Origin of the sequence: Mesorhizobium delmotii (assembly GCF_900149755.1) — a bacterium.
Lineage (GTDB): Bacteria > Pseudomonadota > Alphaproteobacteria > Rhizobiales > Rhizobiaceae > Mesorhizobium > Mesorhizobium delmotii.
Map to the genome: position 1 here is coordinate 464 of NZ_FUIG01000103.1, position 25,802 is coordinate 26,265.

Annotated in this window: 26 protein-coding genes and 1 pseudogene; 18 read left to right on the forward strand and 9 right to left on the reverse strand. The window is 61.7% G+C overall.

Going from position 1 to position 25,802, the window contains the following annotated elements:
* A partial coding sequence (locus tag BQ8482_RS39930) for a transposase (protein WP_244603123.1) occupies positions 1 to 382 on the forward strand: 382 nt, incomplete at its 5' end.
* A gap of 158 nt (positions 383 to 540) precedes the next feature.
* Here the strand turns inward: BQ8482_RS39930 and BQ8482_RS35655 are convergent.
* Both BQ8482_RS35655 and BQ8482_RS35660 read right to left on the reverse strand, forming a co-directional pair.
* The gene (locus BQ8482_RS35655) at positions 541 to 1,230 is read right to left on the reverse strand and encodes a hypothetical protein (protein WP_123151809.1); all 690 of its coding nucleotides are present in this window, start codon (positions 1,228 to 1,230) and stop codon (positions 541 to 543) included.
* A gap of 89 nt (positions 1,231 to 1,319) precedes the next feature.
* Positions 1,320 to 2,894 carry a trimethylamine methyltransferase family protein gene (locus BQ8482_RS35660; protein ID WP_095494577.1) on the reverse strand — a complete coding sequence of 525 codons (1,575 nt, stop codon included), beginning with the start codon at positions 2,892 to 2,894 and terminating at the stop codon, positions 1,320 to 1,322.
* A gap of 270 nt (positions 2,895 to 3,164) precedes the next feature.
* Here BQ8482_RS35660 and BQ8482_RS35665 point away from each other — a divergent pair, with 270 nt between their 5' ends.
* The 4 genes from BQ8482_RS35665 to BQ8482_RS35685 all read left to right on the forward strand — a co-directional run bounded on the left by BQ8482_RS35665 (position 3,165) and on the right by BQ8482_RS35685 (position 6,709).
* Positions 3,165 to 3,863, forward strand: coding sequence for a corrinoid protein (locus BQ8482_RS35665; RefSeq protein WP_095494578.1), 699 nt, complete (start codon positions 3,165 to 3,167; stop codon positions 3,861 to 3,863).
* Between the two features lie 517 nt (positions 3,864 to 4,380).
* Entirely contained in the window at positions 4,381 to 4,719 is a 339-nt protein-coding gene (locus tag BQ8482_RS38860; protein ID WP_208867956.1) for a hypothetical protein, read from the forward strand.
* A gap of 1,019 nt (positions 4,720 to 5,738) precedes the next feature.
* Positions 5,739 to 5,927 carry a hypothetical protein gene (locus BQ8482_RS37930; RefSeq protein WP_133254898.1) on the forward strand — a complete coding sequence of 63 codons (189 nt, stop codon included), beginning with the start codon at positions 5,739 to 5,741 and terminating at the stop codon, positions 5,925 to 5,927.
* A 587-nt stretch (positions 5,928 to 6,514) separates the two neighbouring features.
* On the forward strand, positions 6,515 to 6,709 hold the full coding sequence (locus tag BQ8482_RS35685) for a hypothetical protein (protein WP_123151811.1): 195 nt from the start codon (positions 6,515 to 6,517) through the stop codon (positions 6,707 to 6,709).
* A gap of 954 nt (positions 6,710 to 7,663) precedes the next feature.
* On the opposite strand, the gene BQ8482_RS35690 is transcribed toward BQ8482_RS35685, so the two are convergent.
* Together BQ8482_RS35690 and BQ8482_RS35695 are read right to left on the reverse strand one after the other, a co-directional pair.
* Entirely contained in the window at positions 7,664 to 7,879 is a 216-nt protein-coding gene (locus BQ8482_RS35690; protein ID WP_029351924.1) for a hypothetical protein, read from the reverse strand.
* 273 nt (positions 7,880 to 8,152) lie between these two features.
* Complete coding sequence (locus BQ8482_RS35695) at positions 8,153 to 8,293, reverse strand: entericidin A/B family lipoprotein (protein WP_023798937.1); 141 nt, start codon at positions 8,291 to 8,293, stop codon at positions 8,153 to 8,155.
* Positions 8,294 to 8,357: 64 nt separating this feature from the next.
* Here BQ8482_RS35695 and BQ8482_RS35700 point away from each other — a divergent pair, with 64 nt between their 5' ends.
* Positions 8,358 to 8,987 carry a DUF1638 domain-containing protein gene (locus BQ8482_RS35700; protein WP_123151812.1) on the forward strand — a complete coding sequence of 210 codons (630 nt, stop codon included), beginning with the start codon at positions 8,358 to 8,360 and terminating at the stop codon, positions 8,985 to 8,987.
* An 8-nt stretch (positions 8,988 to 8,995) separates the two neighbouring features.
* Here the strand turns inward: BQ8482_RS35700 and BQ8482_RS35705 are convergent, their stop codons facing one another.
* Positions 8,996 to 9,919, reverse strand: a complete 924-nt coding sequence (locus BQ8482_RS35705) for an NAD-dependent epimerase/dehydratase family protein (RefSeq protein WP_123151813.1) — start codon at positions 9,917 to 9,919, stop codon at positions 8,996 to 8,998.
* A gap of 123 nt (positions 9,920 to 10,042) precedes the next feature.
* Here BQ8482_RS35705 and BQ8482_RS35710 point away from each other — a divergent pair.
* From BQ8482_RS35710 to BQ8482_RS35755, 10 genes and pseudogenes are all read left to right on the forward strand, one after another.
* Positions 10,043 to 10,614 (forward strand): annotated as a pseudogene (locus tag BQ8482_RS35710) (DUF4893 domain-containing protein).
* A 23-nt stretch (positions 10,615 to 10,637) separates the two neighbouring features.
* Positions 10,638 to 10,850: a hypothetical protein gene (locus BQ8482_RS35715; protein WP_244603124.1), complete on the forward strand. Its 213-nt coding sequence runs from the start codon at positions 10,638 to 10,640 to the stop codon at positions 10,848 to 10,850.
* Positions 10,851 to 10,897: 47 nt separating this feature from the next.
* Positions 10,898 to 11,809: a fatty acid desaturase gene (locus BQ8482_RS35720; protein ID WP_244603125.1), complete on the forward strand. Its 912-nt coding sequence runs from the start codon at positions 10,898 to 10,900 to the stop codon at positions 11,807 to 11,809.
* Between the two features lie 241 nt (positions 11,810 to 12,050).
* A complete protein-coding gene (locus tag BQ8482_RS35725; RefSeq protein ID WP_095494585.1) occupies positions 12,051 to 12,353 on the forward strand; it encodes a virulence factor in 303 nt (100 codons plus the stop codon).
* Entirely contained in the window at positions 12,346 to 12,945 is a 600-nt protein-coding gene (locus BQ8482_RS35730) for a methylenetetrahydrofolate reductase C-terminal domain-containing protein (protein WP_123151814.1), read from the forward strand. Before BQ8482_RS35725 ends, BQ8482_RS35730 begins: the two co-directional genes overlap by 8 nt.
* On the forward strand, positions 12,942 to 14,033 hold the full coding sequence (locus BQ8482_RS35735; RefSeq protein ID WP_123151815.1) for a methylenetetrahydrofolate reductase: 1,092 nt from the start codon (positions 12,942 to 12,944) through the stop codon (positions 14,031 to 14,033). The genes BQ8482_RS35730 and BQ8482_RS35735 overlap by 4 nt, the downstream gene beginning before the upstream one ends.
* 79 nt (positions 14,034 to 14,112) lie before the next feature.
* Positions 14,113 to 15,087: a methyltetrahydrofolate cobalamin methyltransferase gene (locus BQ8482_RS35740; protein ID WP_077383680.1), complete on the forward strand. Its 975-nt coding sequence runs from the start codon at positions 14,113 to 14,115 to the stop codon at positions 15,085 to 15,087.
* Positions 15,038 to 17,167, forward strand: a complete 2,130-nt coding sequence (locus BQ8482_RS35745) for an ASKHA domain-containing protein (protein ID WP_123151816.1) — start codon at positions 15,038 to 15,040, stop codon at positions 17,165 to 17,167. The genes BQ8482_RS35740 and BQ8482_RS35745 overlap by 50 nt, the downstream gene beginning before the upstream one ends.
* Positions 17,168 to 17,358: 191 nt before the next feature.
* The gene (locus BQ8482_RS35750) at positions 17,359 to 17,544 is read left to right on the forward strand and encodes a hypothetical protein (RefSeq protein ID WP_123152081.1); all 186 of its coding nucleotides are present in this window, start codon (positions 17,359 to 17,361) and stop codon (positions 17,542 to 17,544) included.
* 268 nt (positions 17,545 to 17,812) lie between these two features.
* A complete protein-coding gene (locus tag BQ8482_RS35755; protein WP_123151817.1) occupies positions 17,813 to 18,796 on the forward strand; it encodes an alpha/beta hydrolase fold domain-containing protein in 984 nt (327 codons plus the stop codon).
* 5 nt (positions 18,797 to 18,801) lie between these two features.
* On the opposite strand, the gene BQ8482_RS35760 is transcribed toward BQ8482_RS35755, so the two are convergent.
* Positions 18,802 to 19,701, reverse strand: a complete 900-nt coding sequence (locus BQ8482_RS35760; protein WP_029351948.1) for a LysR substrate-binding domain-containing protein — start codon at positions 19,699 to 19,701, stop codon at positions 18,802 to 18,804.
* 232 nt (positions 19,702 to 19,933) lie between these two features.
* On the opposite strand from BQ8482_RS35760, the gene BQ8482_RS35765 reads away from it, so the two are divergent.
* Positions 19,934 to 20,122 carry a hypothetical protein gene (locus BQ8482_RS35765; protein WP_029351950.1) on the forward strand — a complete coding sequence of 63 codons (189 nt, stop codon included), beginning with the start codon at positions 19,934 to 19,936 and terminating at the stop codon, positions 20,120 to 20,122.
* Between the two features lie 56 nt (positions 20,123 to 20,178).
* On the opposite strand, the gene BQ8482_RS38560 is transcribed toward BQ8482_RS35765, so the two are convergent.
* Entirely contained in the window at positions 20,179 to 20,637 is a 459-nt protein-coding gene (locus BQ8482_RS38560) for a hypothetical protein (protein WP_165848847.1), read from the reverse strand.
* A 239-nt stretch (positions 20,638 to 20,876) separates the two neighbouring features.
* Here BQ8482_RS38560 and BQ8482_RS35775 point away from each other — a divergent pair, with 239 nt between their 5' ends.
* On the forward strand, positions 20,877 to 21,878 hold the full coding sequence (locus tag BQ8482_RS35775) for a GlxA family transcriptional regulator (protein WP_123151818.1): 1,002 nt from the start codon (positions 20,877 to 20,879) through the stop codon (positions 21,876 to 21,878).
* Between the two features lie 50 nt (positions 21,879 to 21,928).
* Here the strand turns inward: BQ8482_RS35775 and BQ8482_RS35780 are convergent, their stop codons facing one another.
* Both BQ8482_RS35780 and BQ8482_RS35785 read right to left on the reverse strand, forming a co-directional pair.
* Positions 21,929 to 22,777, reverse strand: a complete 849-nt coding sequence (locus BQ8482_RS35780; RefSeq protein ID WP_123151819.1) for a DUF1194 domain-containing protein — start codon at positions 22,775 to 22,777, stop codon at positions 21,929 to 21,931.
* A 230-nt stretch (positions 22,778 to 23,007) separates the two neighbouring features.
* Positions 23,008 to 25,569: a GcvT family protein gene (locus tag BQ8482_RS35785; RefSeq protein ID WP_123151820.1), complete on the reverse strand. Its 2,562-nt coding sequence runs from the start codon at positions 25,567 to 25,569 to the stop codon at positions 23,008 to 23,010.
* Positions 25,570 to 25,802 lie beyond the last annotated feature (233 nt).

The following is a 25,802-nucleotide window of genomic DNA, read 5'->3' on the forward strand; positions in this document are numbered from 1 at the left end:
CGCCTTCGCCCAGGAGACGGCCGAGGCCGCCAGCACCCAATGGCGCGCCGTCGCCGACCAGATCCGGCCGAAGGTGCCCAAGCTCGCCACCATCATGGACGACGCCGAGCCCGACGTGCTCGCCTACATGACCTTCCCCAAGGAGCACCGCGCCAAGCTGCATAGCACCAACCCGATCGAGCGCCTCAACGGCGAGATCAAGCGCAGGACCGAGGTCGTCGGCATCTTCCCCAATGACGAGGCCATCGTCCGTCTCGTCGGCGCCCTGCTGCTCGAACAGAACGATGAACGGGCCGTGCAGCGGGCCCGCTACATGACGCTTGAGACCATCAGCCAGATGAGCGATGATCCGCTCATCAGCCTGCCGGCAGTGGCGCGCTGATCAGTCCGGCCCATGCCGGAGAGCACGGCGTCCAATGCCGTCAGCTACACCACGCCAGTGGGCACGATCGATTGTCGTGCGATACATATCCGCGCAAGCCAACAGGGCAAGTCGTAATGAGGCAGCCTCATTCAAGATTCATGCGGCATTCGGCGACGCTACAGACCCGCGAACGCGGCCATGTGGAAGGCCTGAACCTGTGGTGGATAACGGTAGGCCGCGCCGTACGGACAGGCGTTGCGGTCGAGGCAGCCGCCGGTTCGGCAAGGCGCGCCGTTTTGCCCACGCACATGCGCCAGACAGGTTTTGTGCGCGAAACCATCCGCAGAATAAGCGTCGACCGGACAGGACTTCAGGCAAGGTTTGTCGACACATGCATCGCAAAGGTGAATCACGTCGCGAGGTTCCGGAAGCTCAATCTCGTCCTCGAACAGCAGCGCGCCGCGATAGGCGTGCCAGAGCCCGTATTGCGGATGCATGAGGATGCCGAGCGGCGACGGCCGCAAGCCCTCCGCCCGCATCGCCCATTGCTGGAACGGCAGATATGGCCTGTCGGAGGGCGAAGCGGCGCGCGCCCCGAATGTCTCAGCCACCGCGCCGATTACTTCTCGCGACCATGTGTCCAGCGGATTGGCGATGGTCCGTGATCGGCTTTCCTTCCAGCGCAGGAAATGCGGCCACGGCGCGGCGCCCGCCTGACCCACCAGCAGAGCGGATTTGGCGGCAGCGCCGGACGCGCCAGGCGGAGGCGGGTCACTGGTTGCGAAATTGAAGCTGCCGCGAAGCACGAGGCCGTGGGCGGAAAGCGCTGCCGCGATATTTTCGATCAGGCTGCGCGCAGGAGTCACCCCTTCTTGTCCGGCTCGGAAAAGGCGCTCCGCCAGACTTCCTTGTGGATGATGTTGGCGACTTTAGCCCCGCCTGACTCGGGCTCCTTTCAGGTGAAGGCGTCGGCCATCGACGCCTTCTTCCTGGCGATGAACTCCTTCAGCCCATCGTCGATACCCTGATCGAGATGCGGCGCCTCGTAGCTTTCCAGCCAGCGGCGGGCGAGTTCGTTGGCGCGCTGCGGCGCGGTTTTTTCGCCCTCGGCCAACCACTGCTCGTAGGAATTGTTGTCGGCAATATTGGAACGGTAGAAGGCGGTCTGGAAATTGGCCTGGGTGTGGTCACAGCCGAGATAGTGGCTGCCCGGACCGACCTGGCGGATGGCGTCCATCGCCTGGCCGTTCTCCGACAGGTCGACGCCTTCGGAGAACTTCTGCGTCATGCCGAGCTGGTCGATGTCCATCATGAACTTTTCGTAGCAGGAAGCGAGCCCGCCCTCGAGCCAGCCGGCCGAATGCAGCACGAAATTGGTGCCGGCGAGGATCGTCGAGTTCAGTGTGTTGGCGCTCTCATAAGCCGCCTGCGCGTCCGGTATCTTCGAAGCACACAGCGAGCCGCCGGTGCGGAACGGCAGGCCAAGCCGGCGGGCGAGTTGCGCCGCACCATAAGAGACGAGCGACGGCTCCGGCGTGCCGAAGGTCGGCGCGCCCGACTGCATCGAAATCGACGAGGCGAAGGTGCCGAACAGCACCGGCGCGCCCGGCCGGATCAGCTGCGTGAACGACGCGCCGGCCAGCACTTCGGCCAGAACCTGGGTCAGCGTGCCGGCGACCGTCACCGGGCTCATTGCGCCGGCGAGAATGAACGGCGTGACGATACAGGCCTGGTTGTGGCGCGAATAGACTTTCAGCGCGCCCAGCATGGTCTCGTCGAACACCATCGGCGAGTTGGCGTTGATCAGGCTGGTCAGCACCGTGTTGTTCTCGACGAAATCGTCGCCGAACACGATCTTGGCCATCGCAACCGTGTCTTCGGCGCGCTCCGGCGCGGTGACCGAGCCCATAAACGGCTTATCCGAATATTTGATGTGGCTGTAGATCATGTCGAGATGGCGCTTGTTGACCGGCACGTCGACCGGCTCGCACACCGTGCCGCCCGAATGGTGGATCGACGGCGCCATATAGGCGAGCTTCACGAAATTCTGGAAATCCTCGATCGTCGCATAGCGCCTGACGCCATCGAGGTCGCGCACGAAGGGCGGGCCGTAGACCGGCGCGAAGACCGTGGCGTTGCCGCCGATCTGCACCGAACGTTCTGCATTGCGGGCATGCTGGGTATAGACGGACGGCGCGGTTTTCAAAAGTGAGCGGCAGAGCCCCTTCGGGAAATGCACGCGCTCGCCCTTGACGTCGGCGCCGGCTTCTTTCCAGAGTTGCAGCGCCTCGGCGTCGTCGCGAAAGATGATGCCGATCTCCTCGAGCACCGTGTCGGTGTTCTTCTCGATCAGCGCCAGCCCTTCCTCGTCCAGCACCTCATAGACGTTGATCTTGCGCTTGATGTAGGTGAGCTGGGTGCCGGGGCCGCCACCCGAGCGCGCCGCCCGCCGGGCAGCGGCGCCACCGCTGGCGGCGCGTCCGCGCCGCGCGTTTGACGCTTCCTGGTCGACCGGCGCGTTCTCACTCATGATCGTTCTTCCCTGACTTTGTTCTGGCGCAATTGTTACGGCCGCATATCGCGGCTTCTGGCCGGATCGTAGTCATGCACCCTATTCGAAACGGCCCGCCAGCGCCAACGCCTGTCGCAAAATCGACAAGAATTCCAATAGATTTGCAGTCGCTTTCCTTTTGCGGGAAGTCGCAAATCAGCTATGGACGCAAGCCTGTAGCGGGTTAGGTATTGACGTGATATTTGAGGCCCCGCAACTGTATCCGTGCGGCAAGGAGCTGGATTAAAAATGGCCGACGACGAGATCATCCTTTCCGAGCTTTCCGACGACGAGCTCGTGCAGCAGATGCACGACGATCTTTATGACGGGCTGAAGGAAGAGATCGAGGAAGGCACCAACATCCTTCTCGAGCGCGGCTGGGCGCCTTACAAGGTGCTGACCGAGGCGCTGGTCGAAGGCATGCGCATCGTCGGCGAGGACTTTCGCGACGGCATCCTGTTCGTGCCGGAAGTGCTGTTGTCGGCCAACGCGATGAAGGCGGGCATGTTCATCCTGCGTCCGCTGCTCGTCGCCACCGGCGCGCCAAAGCAGGGCAAGATGGTGATCGGCACCGTCAAGGGCGACATCCACGACATCGGCAAGAACCTTGTCGGCATGATGATGGAGGGCGCCGGCTTCGACGTCATCGACCTCGGCATCAACAATGCGGTGGAAAAATATCTCGACGCCATCGAGCAGCACCAGCCCGACATCATCGGCATGTCGGCGCTGCTGACGACGACCATGCCCTACATGAAGGTGGTCATCGATACGATGAAGGAAAAGGGCATCCGCGACGACTATGTCGTGCTGGTCGGCGGCGCGCCGCTCAACGAGGAGTTCGGCAAGGCAGTCGGCGCCGACGCCTATTGCCGCGACGCGGCGGTGGCGGTCGAGACCGCCAAGGACTTCATGAAGCGCAAGCACAACGTCCGCGCTTCGGCCTGAGCTTTTTAACGAATTCATGCAACAATTTCAAATACTTAGACTCAGATCTGTTACCAGGCTTAGCGCAACACGTTGCAACATATTCCGCGCATTTCCGCGCTTTGCAACGTGTTGCAATTCAGTCCATGCAACACAGACGCAACACAAAACCAAAAAGCCCGCGCGAGGCGGGCTGGTGGACGCGGCAGATGTTGCCTGAGCCGCCGGCATCGGTGTTGCCGAAAACGGTTCACCGCCGCGCCCGACTTGAGACTACGGTGAATCGGGATCACGGCGGTAGTGACGAATTGTGTCTTCGGGAACCGGCGCAGTGTTCAAGCGCCACGCGTTTAGGTTCGTTTCCTGTGCATTGACCATCATTCGCGGTTGCCGCAACCTGACATTGCGTTAGGTTGACGCTGCGACTCGTATGTACCAAACCGACACACTATATAACGGAAGTCGCCCGCACATTAACGGCAAGCCGTCGATTGGAAGAGATCACCACGCTTTCGCCCAAAACAAAGGGAGAAGCGATATGACCTTCAACCGCGCAACGGATCCAGCACAGCTTTCAATGCTTGCCGCGGTGGTCGACGATTATTGCCATCAGGCCGGGATAGCAGTTGGCGATCCGGCCAGGAGGCGTCTTGGCCGTCAAATTATCGAGTTATTCCAAAGCGGTATCAACAAGCCAGACGAGTTGTTGTTCGCCTTAAACCATCACTACGACGAGTGGCTCGGTGAGGTTGGCCTACCGTCGTCTTCTTCAGAACTGACAGCCGAGGCTGGTCCTTCTAAGGAACTGGCGCATTACCCTTCAGTTTCTCCGCAACGCTTCCCTCAACGAAAAACCCCGCCGAAGCGAGGTTTCTAGGTTGCGGTGCGAGGCGGTCAGGCGACGCAGTATGCCCAAGTGCCTGCCACGTAGCCCGGTCCCATGCACTCGGCAGCATAAACTGCCGTCTCAATATCTGGCGCCTTTCCAATCCATTCCACCGGCAAGCCACGCTCATCCACCAGGAGCGCATGGGGCACGCGTCCGTTGCGATCACGGCTGGCACATACGCGCATCTATTTCCGCGCGGCGACGATGCCGAGGAACTCGCCTCTGGCGTGGCCGCGATCCTTGGCTAGAATGCAACATCTGGCAACATAATCGAGATTCAGGCAATAAAAACAACGATAAAAGGCGGACACAACGTCCGCGCTTCGGCCTGAGCTTTTTAGCCAATTCCCCGCAGGGACTGGCCCGGTGCCGTCGGCCCCGCGCCCCATCGCCACTGGATTTCTCGATCGGCATAGGCATTGCCGTCGTCATGGCGCTGGCCGGCTAGCTATTGGAAGCACGGTACTTCCGCGATCACGCCATACCCACGGTCCTAACCTGTGTTAGCTTATTCGTACGGCGGACCCCAACGCCGCCCGGCCGGCGCCCTACAAGGCACTCTACCCCAACGCCCCCCAAAGCGGCGCCGGCCACCCCTTATCTGCATCGCACTGACAAGGAGAGGCCCGCGCTCCTCCTCTGAGCGCGGGCCGATCTGGCTGCGGCCCGATCTGCAGCGGGAGGCTAAGCGGGGGGATAGGTCCACTGCTCCCAGACAACAGTTAGAAACTACTAATGTTCCGCTTGATCAGCACCGCAAAACGGAGGCGGGATGCCGGTCACTCTTCCTCCCGTTAGGCACCAAATTGACTCTAGGCTCATCCGGTTTGATGACTAAGGGAACGGATCATGACCATTTTACTAAATTAGAAATGTTGCATGAAATGCCTATAGTTCGGCCCAACCGGCGAACGGACCCAATTGCCCGCTGGTTAGGCCCGGCGGCCAGCTTGTCGCCCCCCGATTGGCTGTCGGGCCGTCTATCAAACGCACGGTAGCGACCAAACGTGAGACGAGATCGAATCAACAACCCCGCAACCAGCGTCAAGGGCAAGCGCCACGGGACGCCTGCCAACGACGAGGAAGGCTACCTCGAGTTCTGCCCCGTTTGTGGCCAAACGTTCGACAAGCGGAACCTTGCCGAGGTGCTGCATCATCATCTCCCCCACCACGAGCCGCTGCCGGCCGAACAATAGGTTCCGCCAGCCTCTCGACATGGGGGCAAAATGCGGCTCCTCATAGTCCGCTGGCCTGCCTTGAGCAGATTGAGCGCCCTTCGGATGTCCAGCATCAGGAACATGCTGACGAACAGCGTTCGTTCGAATGATGCTATTCCGTTGCCGTGAGCGTAAGTTTTTGGTCAGCCAGCACAGCGCCTCCTCTTAGGTAGCTGGTCAAGGCCCAGCGGCCTCCAGCTGCCAGTCCCCCTCGCAACCAAGCCGCTGGGCCGTTCCCGCTAGAGCGAAGCGCGTTGTCTCGTATATCAGCAACCTCTTGACGTGGTGGCGATCACAGCCACAGTGCGAAGGCGGGTAAGCGAGGGACCGCGCAAGCGTCTCCATCCCCTCCTACGGATTCCCGCACTCCATCCGCGATTCTACAAAGGTCAAGCGCGGCCAGCATATTGAGCTTTCTGGCGAGATTACGCGCATAGACGAGGGGGCCGGCAAGGTGACGATCGACCTTGGATCGCTGGTTACGGTGGGTTTGGATAAGGTCAGGCGGGTGGAGAAATACCGGCCGCAGGAGCGCAAGAAGCCGCTGCGTGACATGGTGGGCTAGCATGGAAGTCCAACAGAACATCCGCAGCGCCTGGGCCGCCCTCAAACTTGTTCGCATGGCTATTGAACAGACCTGCCGGCCCGGCTTGCTTCCAAGCGAGGAAGCAGTTTTGTTGCTATTCGGTTCCGAGCCTGTCCATGAAGGCGAAGCCCTTGCCAAAGCCATCATTGAGACGGTTGAAAGGCTGGCCCGATGATTCGCCTTGAATCAGTGCCGCGACGAGGAGCGAGCAATCGAGCTCCTCCGGAAACGAAACATTCAAGTCACTCTGAGTTGCCATGCGAAGGGATTTCAATCTTGCCGTCTTTGCGGCGCGTTCGGCGCGCTCAGCCTCAGCGATTACCTTCGCGGAGCGCCTAACTGTGCTATTTCCCAGCCAACACATCTATTCGATCCAGCAGAATTCCGATGCGCCGGTCATGCCCTGACTCTTTGAGATTGTCGCCGTTCATTGTGATGAAGTCGGTTTCGATCGGTGAGGTTAAAACCTGCACTCCCGCCATGCGCGGGCCGATCGCCTTGGGAATAGCCGTTGGCTTGGCGCGCGCCGCCTAAAGCCGACCCTTGGGCGCGCGTCTGGACTCCAATCGGCAACAAACGCATTGCTGACTCTGGGAGTGGGAGGAGTGGAAAAATCGCGCTACGATAATCGGTCTGGCCAGTGGCGAAAGCGCGCTAGACACCGCCGACACTGGCGACCTTCGCGCAATGCGACTTGGTGGGCGTCGATTGCTGCGGCAAGCGCAATCCTGATCGGCCTGATCGCCCTGAAAGGCGGATCTCCCTAGGCGCACTGCAAACGTTCATTTGCCACCACCCTAGGTGCCATAGCCACCACGCCAGCACCACCTGTTGCTGCTTCCTCGTCACGGCGTTGCAATGGGCTTATGGGAATAGCCGTTGGGATGGCGATCGCAGGATATTTAGATATTCCGCCCGCGCGGCTGGGGGATGGCAGACCAGGGAGGAGACCGAAGCATAAGTACGACAGCCCGTACTTATGCTATGCTAGGCCGAGGCGGCGCGCGACGCTGGCATGTCTTGACATCGACAAGCAACAGCGCCCCGCAGCGAACATACCCGGTGAAACTTTGGACGGGAAGTTGAGCGCGGCAAGCCTCGCTCGGAGCGTTCGGGCCGGTTGAAGCGCCTATTCTGACTCTTTCGCCTCTTCCTTTTTCAGGATCGGCGTTTCGGCAGTTGTCGGCGTATTCGCGACGCTTGCGACTTTGGTCTGCTGATCTACGCTTGCAGCTTTGGTTTGCTGATCTACGGAAGCCGTCGTTTTAGTGTGGCCAACACATTCCGCTGCGGCGCCAGACACCGAAAGGCCCAGAGCGGCGACAACTAAGAGAGCGGTCTTCATCCTATGGCTCCTAGCTTCGTTGTTGAGGGTACAGGGAAAGATTAACGGCATATCCCCCGCTCGAAAAGTCAACTTTTCGTGCCCGCCCCAACGAAAATAATTGCAATAGGCGGACACGACGTCCGCGCTTCGCCCTCATCTGGGCGAATTCGGCATGGACCATAAACCGATCCGCGCCTTGCAGCACGACTTTCTTGTTCCCAGATGTTACAAGGACTTAATGCGCATCGCTTGAACTGTCTTGAGAGCAATGCGCTTTGGCGAGACTGCGGATCAGGGGTTCTCGACCGTGTCCTCAACCGCGTTGGCTGTCGATTTGACGTCCCTGCCGACGCCACGGACAGTGTTGGCACAGGCCGAAAGTGCCAGCGCGCAAGCGAGAATGGCGATCGGTGCAATGCGTAGCGGTTTCATGAATGGTATCTCCCTCAACAGATAGATTCGTGGGACAGCAACGAAAATCGGTTAGACTGGTTCCATGAGCATTGCGCGAAAGCTACAACCCGATCAAGGCGACAGGCTGCTTGTCATCGCCTGCGGGATGATTGCGCGCGAAGTTCTGGCCGTCAAGGAGCAGCTGGGGCTCGACCATCTCGACCTGACCTGCCTGCCGGCGGAGTTCCATTTCTACCCGGACCGCATCGCGCCGGCCATGGACAAGGCAATTGAGAAGGCCAAGGCGGACGGCTATAGAAACATCTTCGTCGGCTACGCCGATTGCGGCACCGGCGGCCTGCTTGACCGCGTCTGCGAGAAGCATGGCGTCGAGCGCATGGCCGGTCCGCACTGCTTTGCCTTCTACCAGGGCATGGACGCCTATGCGAAGGTCGCCGACGACGACATGATGTCGTTCTACATGACCGATTTCCTCTGCCGGCAGTTCGACGCCTTCTTCATGAAGCCGCTCGGCCTCGACAGGCATCCGGAGCTGATCAAGGACTATTTCGGCAATTACGAGAAGCTGGTCTATATCGCCCAGACCGACGACCCGGAACTCGACAAGGTCGCCGAGAAAGCCGCAAAAATGCTCGGCCTCGCCTATGAGCGCCGCTCGACCGGCTATGGCGACCTGACGACGGAGCTGGCCAGCGCCGCGGCACACGGCTGACCGTTCGATCAGGCGGCGCCATCTTCCGCCGCAAGCGCGGCAAGCACATTGGCAAAGCTCGTCTTGCAGACGAAGCCCAGCCTGTCCCGCGCCCGCGAGGCGTCGTAGACACGGTCGATCGAGGAAAACATCGTCCAGCCCTTTCGCGCATAGAGCGCCGGAAATTCCGGAAAATGGCGGGCGACGACGGGCGGCGCGTCAGCGATCAATGCCTCGCAATCATCAGGCCGGAACGGCGTTGGCGCCGAGATGATGAAGATGTCGAAGCCTAGTTGTGGCGCCTTCTCCAGCGCCGCGACATGAGCCTCGGCGGCATCTTCCACGGTCAGCCGGCGGAACAACAGTTCATTGGCCTTGGTGTTGGCGTCCGACTGCTCGATCGCATGCGCCATGTCGTCTGCTTCGGGAAAGAACCGGGCAGTGCGCAGCACGATCACCGGCAGTCCGGACTGGATGTGATAGAGGCGGCAAAGATGCTCGGCCGAAAGCTTGGTGACGCCGTAGATGTTGCGCGGCTCGGGCGACATGTCTTCCGTCAGCCAGGCGGCCTTGCGCGTACCGCCGGTCAAGCCGGCGCGTATGGCTTTCGAGATCATCAGCGAGGTCGTCGACGTGAAGATGAAGCGCTGAACGCCTGATACCACCGCCGCGTCGAGCAGGTTGAGCGTGCCGCGCACATTCGTCTCGATGAAATCCTCATTACGTTGGTGTTCGATGTCAGGCTTGTGCAGCGCGCCGCTGTGGATGATCGCCTCGATGCGGTTTTCCCTGACCGTCCGCATGACCAGATCACGGTCGGCGACCGAGCCGATCACCTGCGTTTGCGCCGACGGGGCGGGATCGAGGCCGATGACGCCATGGCCAAGAGCCCGCAGGCGCGGCGCTAGCGCGCTGCTCAGCCAGCCTGACGATCCCGTAAGCAAGATCCGCATCGGCGAAATCACGATTTTTAACCCGATCGCTGTTAAGCACGGATGACAGGTCGCCGCGAACGGGTAAGTTGTATGCCAAACGAGAAAACAGGCTGATCCAGCTTTCGACTAGGAAACGCATCGATGGTCGCTCGCCTCCTGATTGCCGCAGGCGTTGTCTGCTTCGCTCTGCCCGCGCTCGCCGATGGCGAGGTGCAGAAGCTGATCACGCCCGCCGACAAGGTGCGGCTCGACAAATATGACGAGACGCGCAAGGCAGCCTTGACGAAGCCAGGGCTGGCGACGCCGCCGATATCAAGCAGCTCGACGCCTTGCTGGCAAAGCCGTTGGTCTCGTTTTCCGACAAGGACCTGACCGGCAACTGGCAGTGCCGTACCATCAAGGCCGGCGGGCTGAGCCCGCTCGTCATCTATGGCTGGTTCAAGTGCAAGGTGAGCGACGACGGTTCGGGCTGGATGCTGGAAAAAATCACCGGTTCGCAGCGCACCAAGGGACGTTTCTTCGACGACGGCGAAAAGCGCTCGATCTATCTCGGCTCCCTTTCTGTCAACGACGATCCTGCAAAACCCTATGGCGGCGGCCCACAAAGCGATCAGGTCGGCTATACCTTTCGCAACAGTGCCAACGAATGGCGCATCGAGTTCCCGGCGCCCTATTATGAATCGAAGCTCGACATCCTTGAATTCAAGCGCTGAGCCCGCGATCCCTGGCTTGCGGCGTGCTGCGGCAGGTGCGCGGCAAGCCTGAGGCAGGCGATACGATTTCAAGCTACGCGCTGCGGCAGGCGGCATTCTCACGCGATAGCATCGAGGCGGTCAGGGATGCGCAGCCGGCAAGTTTGCCACATCATATCCCGGCCTGCCCTCGAAACAGTGGCCATCCGACGATCTGGTTCTATTTCTGGACCGGCGTAAAAACCGGCGTCTGTTAACGAGCACCGATTTACCGGACAGCGCCCCGGCGATAAGCTTGGCCCCCATGAGCGAAATCGACCACCGCACCATCATCGCCAGTCTGTCGGTAGAGGATCGTCGCGACCTCACCGCCAAGCTGGACAGGCCCGGCATTGTCCGGCTCGCCGTGCATGGCGGGCTGGTTGTCGTGCTGGGCGTGCTGATCGCCGCGCGCATTCCGTTCTGGCCGGTTCTCATGCTGCCGCAGGGAATCCTGATCGTCTTCTTCTTCACGCTGTTGCACGAGACCATCCACGAAACGGCATTCAGGACGCCGTGGCTCAATCGCGCCATCGCCACCGTGACCGGCTTCCTGATCCTGCTGCCGCCCGCATGGTTCCGCTATTTCCATTTCGCGCACCACCGCCACACGCACGATCCGGACAATGATCCCGAACTGATGAGCCCGAAACCGGAGACCATTGCCCAGTATCTGCGCTATCTCTCCGGCGCCCCCTACTGGACCGGCATGGCGCGCGTGATCGTCGTCAACGCGGCCGGCCGCAACCGCGACGGCTTCGTGCCGGACAAGGGCCGCGACAAGGTGATTTCGGAAGCACGTTGGTTTCTGATCGCCTATGCGGTGCTGCTGGCGGCCTCCCTGGCCGTGCAGTCGGCGCTGCTACTGTGGGTCTGGATTGTGCCGGTGCTCGTCGGCCAGCCGTTTTTGCGGGCCTATCTGTTGGCCGAGCACGCGCTCTGCCCGCAAGTCGCCAACATGCTCGAAAACACCCGCACCACCTTTACCACACGGCTGGTACGCTTCGGGGCGTGGAACATGCCTTACCACTCCGAGCACCATTCCTATCCGGCCGTTCCCTTTCACCGCCTGCCGCGTTTCCACCAGATTGTCGCCGAACATCTGCGCACGACCGAGCGAGGCTATGTCCGCTTCCACAGGAAGCTTGTCGGCAGCTTCGATCGTCGCGCCGGCTGATCCATACCAAGCCAAATACCGAAAACTTTCATCTTTCCCTAGCGGCCTCCAATTGCGTCGCTTTTGAATGCGCGCGCGTCGTCCCATAACAAGCAGCCCAACAGCGCTTCCGGCAATGCTCGGAACCACTGCATCGGCCCGAAGATCGATCTCCGGAAAGCACGATGCAGCTGAGTCAAAGTAGTAGAGCGTCCTTTGTCCATCCGATTGGACGCACGGCGCTCTACGGGAGTAGGAATTCATGGCCGATCTGATCGTCGTCTACTGGCGCGACATCCCCGCCCAGGTCATCGTCAAGAAAGGCCGGCAGAACGCCAAGCGCGAACTGCCGCTGCGCTTTACCGAGGCGATCGACATGTGCGCGATGCGCACCGGCGCCGGCGGCACCGACGACTACCTGGCCGAATGGCGCAAGGCCGACCCCGTGCCGGTCAGCGACGATCTTGAAGGCGAGGCTGAAAAAGCCTTTCAGGACATCGACGCGAAATACGACCGCGAGCGGCTGGTCGCTCTGGTCAAGGCGGGCGGAAAAGAAGATGTCTGAAACGACCCCGGCGATTACCCAGGCCACTCTGGTCAAGAAGGCAGCGCCGAAATCCGACTACAAGCCGGCCGACGTGTCGCCGCAGCGGCGCGTGCAGCGCTCCTTCGCTGTCCGGCTGTGGTCCGTCCGCCACTCGCGACTGCTCGAATGGTTCTACGCCAGGTTCTCCGACATGTTTTTGCTCCTCCATCCGCTGTGGAAGGGCATCGGTTACGGCCGCGTCGAAGGTCCGATCAAATTCGTCGAAAAACGCGTCAAGGGTTTTATGTTCGACTGCCGCATGTGCGGCCAGTGCATCCTTTCTTCTACCGGCATGTCGTGCCCGATGAATTGCCCCAAGCAATTGCGCAATGGCCCTTGCGGCGGTGTGCGCGCCAACGGCAATTGCGAGGTCGAGCCTGATATGCCGTGCGTCTGGGTCAAGGCCTGGGAAGGTTCGCGAAACATGGTGCATGGCGACAAGATCCTCGACGTGCAGAAGCCGGTCGACCAGTCGCTGCGCGAGACCTCGGCATGGCTGCGGGTGACCGCACAGGCCGCCGCCGCGCGCGAGACCGCGCGCAACGCTCCGAACACCGGGGCACCGGCATGATCGGCCGCCAGCCCGACGAGAACCCGGCCGGCATCCATCTGCCGCTCGACCCGCTGCCCGGCCACACCTCGCGCGGCCGGCTGGAGCGCGTCCTGAGGCGCGGCGAGTTCGCCGTGACGACCGAGCTCAACCCGCCCGACAGCGCCGATCCGGAAGACGTCTACAACCGCGCCAAAATCTTCGACGGCTGGGTCGACGCCATCAACGCCGTCGACGCGTCGGGCGCCAACTGCCACATGTCGTCGGTCGGCATCTGTGCGCTGCTGACCCGCATGGGTTATGCTCCGATCATGCAGATCGCCTGCCGCGACAGGAACCGCATCGCCATCCAGGGCGACGTGCTGGGCGGGGCGGCGATGGGCGTCGCCAACATGCTGTGCCTGACCGGCGACGGCGTGCAGGCCGGCGACCAGCCAGGCGCCAAGCCGGTATTCGACCTCGACTGCATGTCGCTCCTGGAAACCTGCCGCATCATGCGCGACAACGGCAAGTTCCTGTCCGGCCGCAAGCTGACGACGCCGCCGCAGCTTTTCCTCGGTGCGGCGATCAACCCTTTCGCGCCGCCGATCGATTTCCGCCCCTACCGGCTGGGCAAGAAGATCGCCGCCGGCGCGCAGTTCGTGCAGAGCCAGTACTGCTTCGACGTGCCGATGTTCCGCACCTACATGCAGCAGGTCCGCGATCTCGGTTTCACGGAAAAATGCTTCATCCTGTGTGGCGTCGGGCCGCTGGCCTCGGCCAAGACGGCCAAGTGGATCCGCTCCAACGTGCCGGGCATTCATATCCCCGATTCGATCGTCAAGCGGCTGGAAGGCGCCCAGGACCAGAAAAAGGAAGGCAAGCAGCTCTGCATCGACATCATCAACGAGGTGAAAGAGATTCCCGGCGTCTCCGGCGTCCATGTGATGGCCTATCGCCAGGAGGAGTACGTCGCCGAGATCGTCGATGAATCGGGCGTGCTGAAGGGCCGCCAGCCCTGGAAACGCGAAATCCGCCGCGACGACCAGCTCGTCGCCGACCGTCTCGACCACATACTACACGACGAGATCACCGAAACGCAGGTCGACATGGTCAAGACCGCGCATTGATGGCGCGGACGGTCACCATTCGCTTGATCGAAATCAGAAACGATATAAAGAAGTCTTTATATCACGAGGGAGAGATTTCATGACCCGGACGATCGTCGCCTCGGCGACACGAGAAATCATTATCGGCTTCGACCAGCCCTTCTGCGTGATCGGTGAGCGCATCAATCCGACCGGGCGCAAGAAGCTCGCGGCCGAGATGATCGCGGGCAATTTCGACACCGTCATCAGGGACGCGCTGGAACAGGCGGCCTGCGGCGCGACCATGCTCGACGTCAATGCAGGCGTCACCTCGGTCAACCCGAACGAGACCGAACCCGGCCTGCTGGTGCAGACGCTGGAAATCGTGCAGGGGCTGGTCGACCTGCCGCTGTCGATCGACAGTTCGGTGACCGCGGCGATCGAGGCGGCGCTCAAGGTCGCCAAGGGCCGGCCGCTGGTCAACTCCGTCACCGGCGAGGAAGAAAAGCTCGAAGCCATCCTGCCGCTGGTCAAGAAATACAATGTTCCGGTGGTCGCCATCTCCAATGACGAGACCGGCATTTCGATGGATCCGGACGTGCGTTTCGCCGTCGCCAAGAAGATCGTCGAGCGCTGCGCCGATTTCGGCATTCCGGCGCATGACGTGGTCGTCGACCCACTGGTCATGCCGATCGGCGCGCTGGGCGATGCCGGCCGCCAGGTCTTTGCCCTCCTGCGCCGGCTGCGTGAAGAGCTCAAGGTCAACACCACCTGCGGCCTGTCAAACATCTCGTTCGGCCTGCCGCATCGCCACGGCATTAATGCCGCCTTCATCCCGATGGTGATCGGCGCCGGCATGACCTCGGCGATCATGAACCCGGTGCGGCCGCAAGAGATGGAGGCCGTGCGCGGCGCCAACGTGCTGAACGGCACCGACGAGAACTGCACCAACTGGATCAGGACCTACAAGGACTACAAGCCAGCCGAAGGCGGCCAGGCGATCGCGGCGCCCACACAAGTCAATGCGCCGGGCGAAGGCAATGGCAATGGCGGCCGCCGGCGCGGTGGCCGTGAAGCCCGTATGGCCCGAGGATAAGCGCGCAATCGTGAACTCTCCTGCCAACATCACCGATCCGCTCGTGCTGTTCATGCCGTCCGGCAAGCGCGGGCGGTTTCCGGTCGGCACGCCGGTGCTCGATGCCGCACGCCAGCTCGGCGTCTATGTCGAGAGCGTGTGCGGCGGACGCGCCACTTGCGGGCGCTGCCAGGTCGAGGTGCAGGAAGGCAATTTCGCCAAGCACAAGATCGTCTCCTCCAACGACCACATCTCGCCCAAGGGCGCCAAGGAAGAGCGCTACGAACGCGTGCGCGGCCTTCCCGAACGGCGCCGCCTGTCCTGCTCGGCGCAGATCCTCGGCGATCTCGTCGTCGACGTGCCGCAGGATACGGTCATCAACGCACAGACCATCCGCAAGGACGCCGACACCAGGGTCATCGCCCGAGATTCGGCAATCCACATGTGCTATGTCGAGATCGAAGAGCCCGACATGCACAATCCATCAGGCGATCTCGATCGCCTGAAGATCGCGCTGATGAAGGACTGGGGGCTCAAGAGCCTCGATTTCGACTTCCATCTGTTGACGCAGGTGCAAGGCATATTGCGCAAGGGCAACTGGACCGCGACCGCAGCCATCCACAAGGATGCCGAAAGCGAGACCGCGCGGGTCATCTCTTTGTGGCCCGGCCTCAAGAACGAGGCCTACGGGCTTGCCTGCGACATCGGTTCGACCACCATCGCCATGCATCTGGTGTCGCTGCTGTCGGGCCGCGTCGCCGCCTCGTCGGGCACGTCGAACCCGCAGATCCGCTTCGGCGAGGATCTGATGAGCCGCGTTTCCTATGTGATGATGAACCCCGACGGTCGCGAGGGCATGACGGTCGCGGTGCGCGAGGCGATCTCTGGTCTCGTCGACAAGGTCTGCGCAGAAGGCAACGTCCAGCGCAACGACATCCTGGATTCCGTCTTCGTCGGCAATCCGATCATGCACCATCTGTTCCTCGGCATCGACCCGACCGAACTCGGCGGCGCGCCTTTCGCGCTGGCCGTCTCGGGTGCCGTGCACATCAAGGCCTCGGATATCGGCCTCAAGCTCAACCAGGGTGCCAGGCTCTACCTGCTGCCTTGCATCGCCGGCCATGTCGGCGCCGACGCTGCGGCGGTGACGCTGTCCGAAGGCCCGCACCGCCAGGACGAGATGATGCTGATCGTCGACGTCGGCACCAATGCCGAGATCGTGCTCGGCAATCGCCAGCGGGTCGTGGCGGCCTCCTCGCCCACTGGCCCGGCCTTTGAGGGCGCGGAAATCTCGGGCGGCCAGCGCGCCGCTCCCGGCGCCATCGAGCGCGTCCGCATCGATCCCGACACGCTGGAACCGAAATTCCGGGTCATCGGCTCGGAACTCTGGTCCGACGAACCCGGCTTCCTCGACAGCGTGCAGGCGACCGGCGTCACCGGCATCTGCGGCTCCGGCATCATCGAGGTGGTAGCCGAAATGTATCTGGCCGGCATCATCTCCGAGGATGGCGTCGTCGACGGCGGGCTCTCCGCCCGCTCGCCGCGCGTCACCGCGAATGGCCGCACCTTCTCCTACGTGCTGAAGGAGGGTGAGCCCAGGATCACCATCACCCAGACCGATGTGCGCGCCATCCAACTCGCCAAGGCGGCCCTCTATGCCGGCACCAAGCTGTTGATGGAAAAGCAGCATGCTGATCATGTCGATCGCATCCACTTCGCCGGTGCCTTCGGCTCCTTCATCGATCCGAAATACGCCATGGTGCTGGGACTGATCCCCGACTGCGATCTCGACAAGGTCTCGGCCGTCGGCAATGCCGCCGGGGCCGGCGCGCGCATGGCGCTCTTGAACCGCGGCTATCGCCGCGAGATCGAGGAAACGGTGAGCCGGATCGAGAAGATCGAGACCGCTCTGGAGCCGAGATTCCAGGAGCATTTCGTCTATGCCATGGCGCTGCCGAACAAGGTCGACCCGTTCCCGAAACTATCGGCGGCGGTGAAACTGCCACCGCGCAAGACCGTCAGCGAGGACGGCATTGCCGGCGATGCCGCCCCGCGGCGGCGTTCGCGCGAAGGCCACGCGGCACGGCGCGGCCGGGGGTAGCATCCCGCCGGCGAAAGCCGCACTTCGTCCTCATTTTCATTTGCATGCAAATGTTTCCGGATCAGCTCAAACTGAAACAAGACGCTGTTTTCCGTGAAATCCACCAGATACATGCACGGCGCATTTAACCGGCATCGAACGGCAGGCAGGAAATAACTTTCAGCCGCCGCAGCACTCCAAGGGAGATGAAGATGTCGATGTTCGAAAGCCTCGGCCGCTATGGTATGGCCATCAAGCATGCACACAACAGGAACAAGTCGGTCCGGGCCATGAACAGCCTGCCGCCCGAAATTCAGAGGGACATCGGCTGGCCCGTGTCGCCGCGCAACGACCCGCAGGCCACCTTGTCGGCCCTGCTTCTCGGTTCAGCGCGCTGATGACCTTCGCTGACAAATTTAAGCGACTGGCCAAGCGCCGGAGCCGTCATGCGGCTCCGTAGCAAGCGACCGTCGGCTGCGCGCCGCACTGCTGCCCCCGCGATGAGCGTTGCGGCAGCACATGGGCAATGACCACCGCCGGTCTTTGCTTATGGCTGGATCACACAACCGTGTTGAAACCGCGCAAATCTTGACATTCTGGGCGAAGGCACGATCTTCGATAGCGAGGGGTTCTCTTAGTCGGCTCAGCCGAAGTCCGTGTGTCCGCATGCCCAGTATCAAAAGCCACGTCGTTTCCTTCGTGCTCAGGTATAGCCGCAAGAAAGCCTTTTCCAGCCCGGAAAACCTGCAGCGCTGGATCGCCTATGCGCGCAAGACGGAGAACCATCAGCCGCCCGCCTCGCTGCGATCACGTTTCGACATCACGACGCGCAGCGTTGACGGCTTTCCCGTCTACGAAATCGCGCCCAAGGCCGGCGAGCGAAAGCGTATCCTCTACCTACATGGCGGTGCCTATGTCTTTCAAATCACGTCCTATCATTGGGGGCTGATCGCCGATATGGCCGACCGGCTGGGCTTCGGCATCACCGTGCCGATCTACCCCATTGCTCCCGAACACGATTTCCACGCCATGTTCGGCATGGTCGGCGAGGTCTACCGTCAGATGCTCGACGAAACGGAAGCGCAGGACATCGTCTTCATGGGCGATTCCGCCGGCGGCAACATGGCCGTGGTGCTGACCATGATGGCCGCGGAGGAAGCCCTGCCCTTGCCGTCGCGCCATGTGCTGATTTCGCCAGGCCTCGACATGTCGCTCGCCAACCCCGAAGTATTCGAGGCGGAACGCAACGATCCCTGGCTGGGCATTCCGGGTGGCCTCGAGGCGATCCGGCTTTACAGCGCCGGCATAAATCCCAGCGACTGGCGCATCAGCCCGCTTTACGGCGACCTCTCGGTGTTGCCGAAAACGCTGCTTCTGACCGGTTCGCGCGATATGCTAACCCCTGACAACCTGATCTTCGCGCAAAAGGCCGGTGCCGCCGGTGTCGAGATAGAGGTCGTCCACGAGCAGGGCATGTTCCATGTCTGGCCGCTGATCGACATGCCAGAGGCGCGGCGCGCGCGGGACAGCATCGTGACGTTCTTGACCAGCGACAGCGAAAGCTATCACGCCAAAGCCGGCGAATTGGCGCTGCAAGCAGCAGGTAAAGACGTGACCGCTCACGACCTGGCTGCGCCCTTGAGGTTATAGCTAAGTCAGAACTTGCCGGTTTCCCTGAACACTTCGAAGGTCGCGCGGATATGGTCGGCGACGGCCTTCACTGGCGCGCTGGCGTCCGGCGCCACGACCATGGCCAGATTGTAGGTGCCGATATCCGGCATGCCGTCCTTCGGGCAAAGCTCAACCATGTCGCTGCCAAGGAACGATTTCGGCAGCGGCGCCACCGCGAGGTCGGACATGATCGCGGCGCGCTGGCCGGCCGTGTGCGCGCTCATGTAGGCGACGCGATAGTTGCGGCCCTCACGGCCGAGCGCCTCGAGTGCCCCGGCCCGCCAGGCGCAGCCCTCTTCCCACAAGGAGACCGGTAGCGGCTCGCGCAGATGCGCGCAGCCGCCCTTGGCGCCGGCCCAGACGATCGGTTCGGTGAGCAGCACTTCGGCGCCGAGCGCGCTGGTCTTGTAGGAATTAGTGAGCAGCGTGATGTCGAGCGCGCGGTCGTCCATGCGCCGGCGCAGATTGCTGCTCTGGTCGATGGTGACGTCGACCGCGATCGAGGGATGCGACTGCGCAAAACGTTTCAGCACATGCGGCAGCACGCGCTCGCCATAATCGTCCGGCGAGCCGAGCCGCACCACCCCGACAATGTCGGGGATGATGAACTTCGACACCACCTCGCGGTTGATCGACAACAGCCGACGAGCGTAGCCGAGCAGCATCTCGCCATCCGTGGTCAGCGTCACCGAGCGCGCGTCGCGCGCGAACACTGAACGGCCAAGAATGTCCTCAAGCTTCTTGATCTGCATGGAAACGGCCGAAGGTGTGCGGAAGACGGCATTGGCCGCGGTGGTGAAACTGCCGGTCTCGGCGATCGCCACGAAGGTGCGCAAGACGTCGAGATCGAGCAGCGGCAACGGATGATTGAGTGGGGCGTTCATTGGGATTGACCTTCAATTTTTCTGATGCAAACTATCATTCCATTTCGTTTGATTGAACATCACTTTGGGAGGATAGTCAACTCCATCGAAGGCAGACGTATCGAAAGCGCCTTGAAACGGCCGATGACACGGATCTGCAATCGACACGAAATGAAGCTGAAACAAACCTGAAGTAGCGCTTCGTATGTGGAGCGACCGGCAAACTCCCGGCTCAACGTAAAGGAGAATGAAAATGTCCATCCTGTCATCCATTGGCCGCATCGCGACCGAATTCAGCGCGGCCCGCGCCCGCTACCAGACCGAACGCGCCATCCGCTCTCTGCCGATCGAACTGCAGAAGGATATCGGCTGGCCCGAAGCCGCCGACACCAAGACCGGCACTCGCTATGGCGTTGGATCCTGGGCTGGTGGAGCAAAATAGATCGTGTGTATTCAAAGCTGAAGGCCTGCCGCGCAGATCATGTCCGGCAGGCCTTTTTATTTGTAATCAAATGTTTTTTGAGCCATGTCACCGCTGCATGTCGCATATGAGCAGGCTGCATAGCAGCCCACATTTCGAGCTAACGCCTTGTAAGTGATCACAAATCTTGGCAGTTGCCAAAATTTGTCGCATTCCGTGTCGCTTTTCATGTCAAGTGCTTCGCTTTTGCGATCTAGTTTCCCCTTACGTAAGCCTATATCAGCGCCAGCCAACGAGCTGCCCCACTCCATCAAGCGAAGGCGACCCGTCTGAGCAACCGAATGGAGATGATCATGAAGCTTTTTGCCCGCCTTTTTGCTCGCCGTGAAATGAACCTGACGACCGCGCTCGAGCGCCAGCGCCTTGCCAACACCATGCCTGGCCAGACCGGCGCCGTGGCCGCCGCGCGGCTCGGCTTCGTCGCCTGATCTGACAAGTTCGCAAGCGGCGCTCCCTGCTGCTTCGAAGTCGATCACAGCGCCGCTTCGGTTTGCCGAGGCGGCGCATTTTTTCATACGCCAACCACATGCGGCATATCTGCTCAATCCGGCAGCATGTTGGGTCGGTCACCGCATAGCGATTGCCCATTTGCGACCCATGTCGCAAATAAAGTCTTTCCGTTGCAGCCTAGCCAATTGACAGGAAAGGTTTTTCCTGATGTCGCTATGCTGATCGCGACATCCTGTTCGCGCCATTGCAGCGTGAGGGCTACCCTGTGAACGTCGTAAATCATCCGATCAGGCGATCGTTTGTATTCTTCCTGGTCCCCGATTTCACCATGATCGCCTTTGCAACGGCGCTCGATCCGTTGCGCTCGGCCAACCGGATGCTCGGCTACGAGGCCTACCGCTGGCGGCTCGCCAGCATCGACGGCAAGCCGGTGCGCGCCTCTAACGGCGTCGAATGCGCCGTCAACACCTCGCTGGAGGACGAACGCAAGAAGATGTCCGGCCCCGAACGGCCGAACATGGCGGTCGTCTGCAGCGGCATCAATGTCGAGCGCTACCAGAACAGATCGACCTTCGCCTGGCTGCGCGAGGAATACAACCGCGGCGTCGCCATCGGCGGCCTGTGCACTGGCGCACATATACTGGCCGCCGCGGGCCTGCTGTCCAACAAGCGCTGCGCCATTCATTGGGAGAACCTGCCGGGCTTTTCCGAGGCGTTCCCGAAGGCCAATGTCTTTGCCGACCTCTTCGAGATCGACCAGAACATCTACACCTGCGCCGGCGGCACCGCGGCGCTCGATATGATGCTGAAGCTGATCGGCGACGATTTCGACGACAACCTCGTCAACCGGGTCTGCGAGCAGGTTTTGACTGACCGCGTACGCAGCCCGACCGATCGCCAGCGCCTGCCGCTGCGCGCACGCCTTGGCGTGCAGAACTCCAAGGTGCTGACCATCATAGAATTGATGGAGGCAAACCTGTCCGAGCCGCTGTCGCTGATCGAGATCGCCGATCATGTCGACCTGTCGCGCCGGCAGATCGAGCGCCTGTTCCGCACCGAGATGGGACGATCCCCTGCCCGCTATTATCTGGAGATCCGCCTCGACCGGGCCCGGCACTTGCTGATCCAGTCATCGATGCCGGTGGTCGAAGTGGCGGTCGCTTGCGGCTTCGTCTCCGCCTCGCATTTCTCCAAATGCTACCGCGAGCTCTATGCGCGCTCACCGCAGCAGGAGCGCGTCGACCGCAAGCAATTGCTGGTCGCGTAAACAAGCAACATCTTGAATGTGTGGCCGCCGGCGGGGAATGCTCGCCAGCTCTAGCGGATGTCGAACATCCAGCTTCGGTCGCGCCACATTTTCTCGCCGACCAGGCAGTCGGTGGCCGGCTTGTCTTGCGCCAGCACGACCGGCGGATGCGCCGCTTCTTCCGCCGCCCATCGCGGTGAGTCAGGCCCGGCAAGCTCGAGCACCAGCTTGCGGCGGATCGCTTCGGGAAACTGCGTCCACTCATTGACCGGGATCATGAACGCGCCGGGCCCACCGATGACGCAGTCGGTGTAGTAGCGGTCGAGATAGTTGACGTCGTAGACGCTGGTGAAGCCGCTCCGGGTCATCAGCGGCAGGCCGTTGATGGTGATGCCTTGCTTGACCAGCCCGTCACGGGTGATGTCGACGGGAGCACCTTGATTGTTGGGGCCATCGCCCGAAATGTCGATGACGCGCTTGACGCCTTGAAAGCCGCTTTCGGCGAAGAGATCGCTGCCGAATTGCAAGGCACCGGAAATCGAGGTGCGCCGGGCGCTGTTGGGCATATGGGCGGAGAGTTGCTCGACCACCCGCTCGGCGTCGGCACGATTGGCGATTACCGTCCACGGCACGATGACATGCTGCCAGGTCGTGCCGGCCCATTCGACATAGGTGACGGCAATCTTGCCATGGGCGCCATCGGCGATGGCCTGCAGCACCGTGTCGTGCGTCAGCGCCGCGACATAGCCGCGACGCTGGATTTCGAGTTCGGCCGGCGACATCGAGAGCGAAACGTCGACCGCCAGCACCAGTTCGATGTCGACGGGTTCGGCGGCGCGGGATTCCGGCGCCAGCCCGAGCGTCAGCGCCAGCGCGGCGGCGCCTGAAAGGAGATGTCTTGCGCGGGCAAAAGCAGACATGCCGCAAGGTAAGCGAGAATCGTCGTGCCACAAAGCGAAAAGCCCAGCGCCGGGCTAATGCATGTCGCCCAAAAGTGCGCAGCGGCTTTGGGATAACGACATGCATAAAAACAAGGACTTAAAGCGCGTCGCATGAATCCCTTCAGACGCAACGCGCTTCAAGTCTTTGCGTTCACATTTTTGCGAGTCCGCACCTTACCCTCTTGTGGGGATCGCTAGACAACCGACGCTCAGCTGCGTGGGTTGAGGTTCTCCGGGTCGTAGAGCGGCCTGTAGCCGACGGCGGCCACTTCGACCGGGTATTTCTCTCCGAAATATTCGACAGTCAGCTTGCGGCCCTCCTGGCAATACGCCCAGGGCAGATAGGCGAGGGCAATGTTCTTGCCGATGGTCGGGCCGTAGGCGATCGAGGTCGTGAAAGACCGGCGGCCGAGTTCGTCGACCAGCGTCTCACCCGTTTGCGGGTCCATCACCGGCATCGTGCCGACGGGATAACGGGCAACGCCCCTGGAATCGACATTATCCGTCATGACAAGCGTGCAAAGCATGGCCGGCTGATGCGCGCGGGCGCGATATTCCAGATGCTTTGCCTTGCCGCTGAAATCAGCCTCCTTGACCTTCGGGCGGGCAAGATCGGCCTCCAGCAGATTGTACTCGGTCAGAAGGTCGGCATTCTGCAAGCGCAGGCTCTTCTCCATGCGACGAGTGTTGGCATAGGTCTCGACGCCAAAAGCCATCACGCCGGTCGAACGCAACGCGTCCCATACGGCCAGGCCGTCTTCGTATCGCATATGCAGTTCCCAGCCCTGCTCGCCGACATAGGAGATGCGGAAAGCGGTCACGTCCTTTCCGGCGATCCTGACAGGCTTGATTGCCGCAAAGGCAAAGTTCTCTGGCGTCAGGCCATCCGGGTCTTCCACGACCTTGCTCAATGTTGCCCGGGCGTTTGGGCCCCAGATGCCGACGGTGACGTACTTCTCGGTCACATCGGTGATGGTGACGTCGAACCCTTTGTCTTCTGCCGTCCGCCGCATGTACTGGAAGTCGCGCGGGCCGGCATCTGCGCCGTCGATGACCCGGCAGCGGTCGGCCATGCGGATGACCGTCAGGTCGGCGCGCACCATGCCGTGATCGTCGAGGAAATGGGTGTAGATGCCTTTGCCGATATTGCCGTCGCCGCCGATCTTGGCCGCGCACAGCCATTCCATCAGCGCGACATGATCCGGGCCTTCCACATCGTACATCGCGAAATGCGATAGATTGACGATGCCGCAATCCTCGCTCATTGCGAGATGCTCGGCATTGGAGACGCGCCAGAAATGGCGGTTGTCCCACTCGTTTTCGCGTAACGGCACCCGGTTGCCGTATTTTTCGAGGAGGTGCTCGTTGGCGGCATAGCCATGGGCGCGCTCCCAGCCGCCGAGCTCCATGAAATAGCCGCCGAGTTGCTTCTCGCGCTCCCAGAAAGGCGAGCGGCGCACGTCGCGGGCCTTGGAGAAGGGCTCGCGCGGATGGACGGCTGGATTGTAGACCTTCATCGCCGTTTCGGTGCAGCGGTCCCAGATGAACTGCTCTTGCGTCTGGTGCGGATAGAAGCGCGAATAGTCGATGGCGTGGTGGTCGATCGACGTCCGGCCGTCCGTCATCCAGTCGGCAATGAGCTTGCCCATGCCGGGGCCGTCCTTGACCCAGATCGCGACGGCATACCAGAGGCCCCGCACCTTTTGGCTCTCGCCCATGGAGGGGCCGCCATCTGCCGTCACCTGCAGAAGCCCGTTGAAGGAATGGCTCTCATTGTAGCCCAGTTCGCCCAGGATCGGCGTCAACTCCATGGCCCGCTCGAGCGGGGCGAGGATCTGTTCCATGTCGAGGTCGCGCTGCGAGGGCGAAAGACGGGCCTGGTCCTTCTCCAGAAGGTCGCGCGGATGGCAAAGGCGCGGATTGGTCTCTTCGTAGTAGCCCCACTCGATCTGCCCGCCTTCGGCGGTCTTGGGATCGCCGGTGTCGCGCATGTAAGCCGAGTTGCCCTGGTCGCGCAGCAGCGGCCAGCCGATCTCCTTGCCGGTCCCGGCGAACTCGGTATACGGCCCGAAGAAGGTGAGCGGATGGTCGATCGGCATCACCGGCAGGTCCTCGCCCACCATTTCCGCGATCAACCGGCCCCAGATACCCGCGCAAACAATCACGTAGTCGGCTTCGATTGTGCCGCGATCGGTCACCACGCCCTTGATGCGACCGTTCTCGACGATAAGTGACCTAGCCGGCGTGTTGGCGAAGGATTTGAGTTTGCCGGAGGCTTCCGCCTGGTCGACCAGCTTGCCGGCGACCGTTTGCGAGCGCGGGATGACGAGACCGGCATCGGGATCCCAGAGGCCGCCCTGCACCATCTCTTCTTCGATCAGCGGGAACTTCTGCTTGATCTCGGCCGGTTCGATCAGGCGGGCACGCGTGCCGAAAGCCTTTGCCGAGGCGATCTTGCGCTTGATCTCCTCCATGCGGGCGTCATCGCCAACGCGGGCGACCTCAAGGCCGCCGATGCGGGCGTAATGGCCCATCTTTTCGTAGAAATCGATGGAGTAGAGCGTCGTCCAGCAGGACAGGAAATCATGGCTGGTCGTGTAGCAGAAGTCGGAGGCGTGCGCCGTCGAGCCGATATCGGTCGGGATGCCTGATTTGTCGATGCCGACGAGGTCGTCCCATCCGCGCTCGATCAGGTGGTGGGCGACCGATGCACCGACAATGCCGCCCAGCCCGACGATGACGACCTTCGCCTTTTCCGGAAACCCTGCCATTGCCCGCGACTCCAAAAGTGCTGCTGCGGGCGCCAGGCGCCCCGGTTGATCGGCGCACAATATGCAGGCGACGGCCATCGTGCTACCGCCTGTTTGCGACACGCTGCAGGTGCGGCGCGACCCCGGCGCATGACCCCGAAAAATCGGAACCGATTTTCGCTAGGATCATGCGCAGAAAAAATTCTACAGCGTCCTTTGCGCGTCCAAAAGGAGGCGCGGCACTGGTGGTTGAG

Bases quoted from the DNA above. Each gene is read 5' to 3' on its own strand.
- BQ8482_RS35660 (WP_095494577.1), bottom strand. From the start codon at position 2,894: ATGAGTGAGAACGCGCCGGTCGACCAGGAAGCGTCAAACGCGCGGCGC.
- BQ8482_RS35665 (WP_095494578.1), top strand. From the start codon at position 3,165: ATGGCCGACGACGAGATCATCCTTTCCGAGCTTTCCGACGACGAGCTC.
- BQ8482_RS38860 (WP_208867956.1), top strand. From the start codon at position 4,381: ATGACCTTCAACCGCGCAACGGATCCAGCACAGCTTTCAATGCTTGCC.
- BQ8482_RS35685 (WP_123151811.1), top strand. From the start codon at position 6,515: ATGGAAGTCCAACAGAACATCCGCAGCGCCTGGGCCGCCCTCAAACTT.
- BQ8482_RS35690 (WP_029351924.1), bottom strand. From the start codon at position 7,879: ATGAAGACCGCTCTCTTAGTTGTCGCCGCTCTGGGCCTTTCGGTGTCT.
- BQ8482_RS35695 (WP_023798937.1), bottom strand. From the start codon at position 8,293: ATGAAACCGCTACGCATTGCACCGATCGCCATTCTCGCTTGCGCGCTG.
- BQ8482_RS35700 (WP_123151812.1), top strand. From the start codon at position 8,358: ATGAGCATTGCGCGAAAGCTACAACCCGATCAAGGCGACAGGCTGCTT.
- BQ8482_RS35705 (WP_123151813.1), bottom strand. From the start codon at position 9,919: ATGCGGATCTTGCTTACGGGATCGTCAGGCTGGCTGAGCAGCGCGCTA.
- BQ8482_RS35720 (WP_244603125.1), top strand. From the start codon at position 10,898: ATGAGCGAAATCGACCACCGCACCATCATCGCCAGTCTGTCGGTAGAG.
- BQ8482_RS35725 (WP_095494585.1), top strand. From the start codon at position 12,051: ATGGCCGATCTGATCGTCGTCTACTGGCGCGACATCCCCGCCCAGGTC.
- BQ8482_RS35730 (WP_123151814.1), top strand. From the start codon at position 12,346: ATGTCTGAAACGACCCCGGCGATTACCCAGGCCACTCTGGTCAAGAAG.
- BQ8482_RS35735 (WP_123151815.1), top strand. From the start codon at position 12,942: ATGATCGGCCGCCAGCCCGACGAGAACCCGGCCGGCATCCATCTGCCG.
- BQ8482_RS35740 (WP_077383680.1), top strand. From the start codon at position 14,113: ATGACCCGGACGATCGTCGCCTCGGCGACACGAGAAATCATTATCGGC.
- BQ8482_RS35745 (WP_123151816.1), top strand. From the start codon at position 15,038: ATGGCGGCCGCCGGCGCGGTGGCCGTGAAGCCCGTATGGCCCGAGGAT.
- BQ8482_RS35750 (WP_123152081.1), top strand. From the start codon at position 17,359: ATGTCGATGTTCGAAAGCCTCGGCCGCTATGGTATGGCCATCAAGCAT.
- BQ8482_RS35755 (WP_123151817.1), top strand. From the start codon at position 17,813: ATGCCCAGTATCAAAAGCCACGTCGTTTCCTTCGTGCTCAGGTATAGC.
- BQ8482_RS35760 (WP_029351948.1), bottom strand. From the start codon at position 19,701: ATGAACGCCCCACTCAATCATCCGTTGCCGCTGCTCGATCTCGACGTC.
- BQ8482_RS35765 (WP_029351950.1), top strand. From the start codon at position 19,934: ATGTCCATCCTGTCATCCATTGGCCGCATCGCGACCGAATTCAGCGCG.
- BQ8482_RS35780 (WP_123151819.1), bottom strand. From the start codon at position 22,777: ATGTCTGCTTTTGCCCGCGCAAGACATCTCCTTTCAGGCGCCGCCGCG.
- BQ8482_RS35785 (WP_123151820.1), bottom strand. From the start codon at position 25,569: ATGGCAGGGTTTCCGGAAAAGGCGAAGGTCGTCATCGTCGGGCTGGGC.